The organism is Maribacter sp. (assembly GCF_039968975.1).
GTDB lineage: Bacteria > Bacteroidota > Bacteroidia > Flavobacteriales > Flavobacteriaceae > Maribacter.
This window is the reverse complement of record NZ_JBDVOT010000167.1, coordinates 1-3,566: the sequence shown is the minus strand read 5'-3', so window position 1 is coordinate 3,566 and position 3,566 is coordinate 1. Positions and strand designations below refer to the sequence as shown.

3 protein-coding genes and 1 pseudogene are annotated in these 3,566 nt (G+C 35.5%); all 4 read right to left on the bottom strand.

The features are described 5' to 3' along the window. Positions 1-287, bottom strand: a 287-nt coding sequence (locus ABJI11_RS11215) for a DUF4369 domain-containing protein (RefSeq protein WP_348352158.1), incomplete at its 3' end; no start/stop codon positions are given. An 84-nt stretch (positions 288-371) separates the two neighbouring features. Beyond that, positions 372-1,646: a DUF819 family protein gene (locus ABJI11_RS11210; RefSeq protein ID WP_348352156.1), complete on the bottom strand. Its 1,275-nt coding sequence runs from the start codon at positions 1,644-1,646 to the stop codon at positions 372-374. Positions 1,647-1,680: 34 nt separating this feature from the next. Beyond that, positions 1,681-2,484 carry a Cof-type HAD-IIB family hydrolase gene (locus ABJI11_RS11205; RefSeq protein WP_348352154.1) on the bottom strand — a complete coding sequence of 268 codons (804 nt, stop codon included), beginning with the start codon at positions 2,482-2,484 and terminating at the stop codon, positions 1,681-1,683. Between the two features lies 1 nt (position 2,485). Then, positions 2,486-3,566: pseudogene (locus ABJI11_RS11200) on the bottom strand (hydrolase); the annotation flags it as partial.

Here is a 3,566-nt window from a genome sequence, read left to right as displayed (position 1 = left end):
TCGGCAAAGAATGTAATACGGTCATTAATATCGTTATTATCTTTTTTATCCAAGTATAAATAGAATATCTCTGGACTCATTAATTTAGTCTTAAAAGAAAAATTTCCATCTCCGTTGATAGCAAGGGAATCTACAGTAATTAGAACTGAGTCCGGTACGTGTTGTAAATAAAGGGTTCCTTTTTTAAGACCTTTAATTTTACCGTTTACGATCATTGTCTCTTCTGTGTTATCGCCACATGAGCTTAATGCCAATAACGCAGCAACAACAAATAGTATTTTCTTCATTCTTATCATTTAGGGCGCAAATATCTATAAAATTTGATAATAAAGAACGCCAAGCCTTTATTTTGTTAGTAACTAAGATTTATTTTATAAACTAGATGCAACTTCCATTAAGTATGCACAAAGCAAAGCACCACCAGTACCTACTACATAGCCAAGTACAGCTAATAGAACACCTACCGATGTTAATGAGGGGTGAAATTCTGCAGCAACAACAGGTGCGGAAGCCGCACCACCAACATTTGCTTGACTACCTACCGCAAGAAAGAAATATGGTGCCTTAATTAGTTTAGCGACCAATATCATCAATCCAGCATGAATGGCAATCCAGATAAAGCCAACAGCAATCAATCCAGGGTTTTCTAGTACTTTGTTCAGGTCCATTTTCATACCAATAGTAGCAACCAGAATATAAATGAACATACCGCCAATTTTACTGGCGCCTGCACCTTCATAATTCTTTGCTTTAGTGAAAGATAAGGCTATGCCCAAACCTGTAGCAATAACTACCATCCAAAAGAAGGCGGAGCCTAAGAAAGATAGAAAACTCTTTTTATCGCTTACAGCGTCAAAATTACTTTCTAAATAAGCACTTATATGGTCGCCGAAAAAATGAGCTATTCCAACAGCGGTAAAAGCTAGGGCTAGCATAATCATATAATCGTTCAGGGTAGGTACACGAGTAATTCTCTCGGTAAACTCCGTCACTTTTACTTTTAAAGTTTCAATGGCTGAGGTATCTGCTTTTAACCATGCGTCAATTTTTTTGGTTCTACCAACTCCCAAAAGAACGATGGCCATCCATACATTGGCGACTACAATATCTATCAATACCATACCGCCATATTTTTCAGGATTGTATTGAAAAATTTCTAACATAGCAGCTTGGTTTGCACCGCCACCGATCCAACTACCTGCGATGGTAGAAAGTCCCCTCCATATGGCATCAAAATCATTTCCGCCAACGGTATCAGGAGAAAAAATAGAGACAATAAGAATAGCAATTGGTCCACCTATAATAATACCTGCGCTACCAGTTAAAAACATGATGAGTGCTTTGGATCCAAGGTTTGAAATGGCCTTCATGTCAATGCTCAACGTCATAAGAACAAGTGCTGCAGGTAGTAAGTACCTACTTGCCATAAAATATAAATTAGAAATCTCATCAGAAACAATTCCGGTACTCGTTAAAATAGCCGGTAATAAATAGCACATAAGCACTGCAGGAACAATGGAATAGAATTTACTCCAAAATCCGGTTTTCAGACTAGAGGTATAAAAGATGAAACCTAGGCAAAGTGCCAAAAGTCCGAAGACTACCGTGTCATTTGTAATAAGAGGTTGGGCAAAAAGGTATGGCATAAATATAGTGCTATGTTGGTATTTTCAAATATAGTTAATTAACCAAGTTTTTGGCAATGTAATGTGCTACTCCGTCTTCAGTATTATCTAGGGTAATATGATTTGAGATTTTTTTTACTTCTTCTCTTGCATTGGCAACAGCAACACCATAGCCTACATTTTCAAGCATTTCAATATCATTGTAGTTATCGCCAAAGGCTACGATATCTGCTAAGGCTTCATCCTCTTCTAACAGTAATTTAATTGCAGAAAGTTTTGATACGGTTTTTGGAGCAATTTCAATAAGTGTGTCATTGGAGCGATATAAGTTAAGTACGTCACCTAATTTTTCTTGAAGAACTGGCATCAGTATATCTGCACTGCTTTTGGTGCACATGAGCATAATTTTGTGTGCTCCTACATTTCGTTGTTTCCAATTATTCAAGGTGCTTTGAGTATCTTGAAAAGTGGGTGTAGTTTTCGTGTATTTGGTCTCTTTATCTACCCGTAAAGAAGTTTTTGGCACGTACCATTCATTGTTATAATATAAGCCTAAATCAGCCTCTAAACCTTTACATACCTTATGAATATCTGTTAAGATGTTGATAGGGATAAATACCGATGTAAGAGCCGTGTTACCTGACAATACTAAGGCGCCATTGTAGCAAATAATGGGCTGATTGGTAATACCTAAATTCTCTTGAATATAGCGCATACCGCTTGGCATTCTTGCAGAAACTAAAATGATTTTAGTATCGTCTTTAATTTTACCTATTTGTTCAATTGCAAATTCAGAAACATCACTTTTAGAAGAAAGTAATGTACCGTCTAAATCTGAACATAGAATTTTATATTTCATTTTAGATATTTAACCAGTAGGTCAGTTTTAGATTTATAGAACGATATTTTGGTTCAAATGAATTGACAAAGTAGTTGTCGTTATAAACGATAAATAAATCTGACAATGGTGCAAAACGCCATTGTAACCTAGAGTTAAAACCTAAATTATCTCGCTGATTACTGTATTGTACAAGTGTTGACCAAAATATAGATTTGCTAAAGGTAACATCTATTTTTGGACTAATTAGCCAAATATCTGTACTTGAATAGGGTTTTGGCAGCGATATTTTGTCATAATTCATAGCCAATGACAAAAATACTTTTGGTTGAAATCTTAAATACATTTCTGTCCGAACCGAAAATCTATCACCATTAAAAAAACTTCCTATGGTGGGTGAAATAGAATATGCAAACCTCTTTCTACTGTCAGATTGATATTCAAGTGAAACATAATTGTAATGATAGCCAACCTTATTGGGTAGCGGTATAGCATCGTCTTGGTCAGTTGGGTCAAACTCGTCGAAAAGAAATGTGTATGTATGTGTGTATGATACATTGATTTCTGACTGATCATTAAATTTCGACTCCCAAGCGCCCATTAAATCATAATCTGTATGAAGAAAATCATTTTCTGGACTCCATGTTAAAACAGGGAAAAACTGAAAGCTATGACTTTGCAAAACACTATCATCTGGCCAGAAAACGCGCTCTACCATGGTTGCTGTCTTAAAAATATCTGTTCTACGAATAAACCCAAGGTCAGATCTGAAATCTTCTCCTATATAGACCACATCTTCAAAAAAGTTCCAGTTTCTAGAGTTATACTGCATAAATGCCCCTGATGAAAGATTTGCTTTACCAGCGTTATGGGCAAAAGATTTATGGAGGTAGAATTTACCGTTTAAGACATTATTATCTGAAATTAAATTATAATCTATACCTGCAACCCTATTGTAACGATCTTCAGGATCTTGAAATTCATAATCTTCAAATGATTGTCTATTAATGAAGAACATGCCAATGTTAGATCGACCAAAAACATTTTGCTGCAGTGCTAACATTGTATTGTTATTAGAAGTTATTTGTTCATCTAAATCTTCA

What these genes read in the sequence shown, in the direction of transcription:
- ABJI11_RS11210 (WP_348352156.1), bottom strand. Translation starts at nt 1,646, where the DNA reads ATGCCATACCTTTTTGCCCAACCTCTTATTACAAATGACACGGTAGTC.
- ABJI11_RS11205 (WP_348352154.1), bottom strand. Translation starts at nt 2,484, where the DNA reads ATGAAATATAAAATTCTATGTTCAGATTTAGACGGTACATTACTTTCT.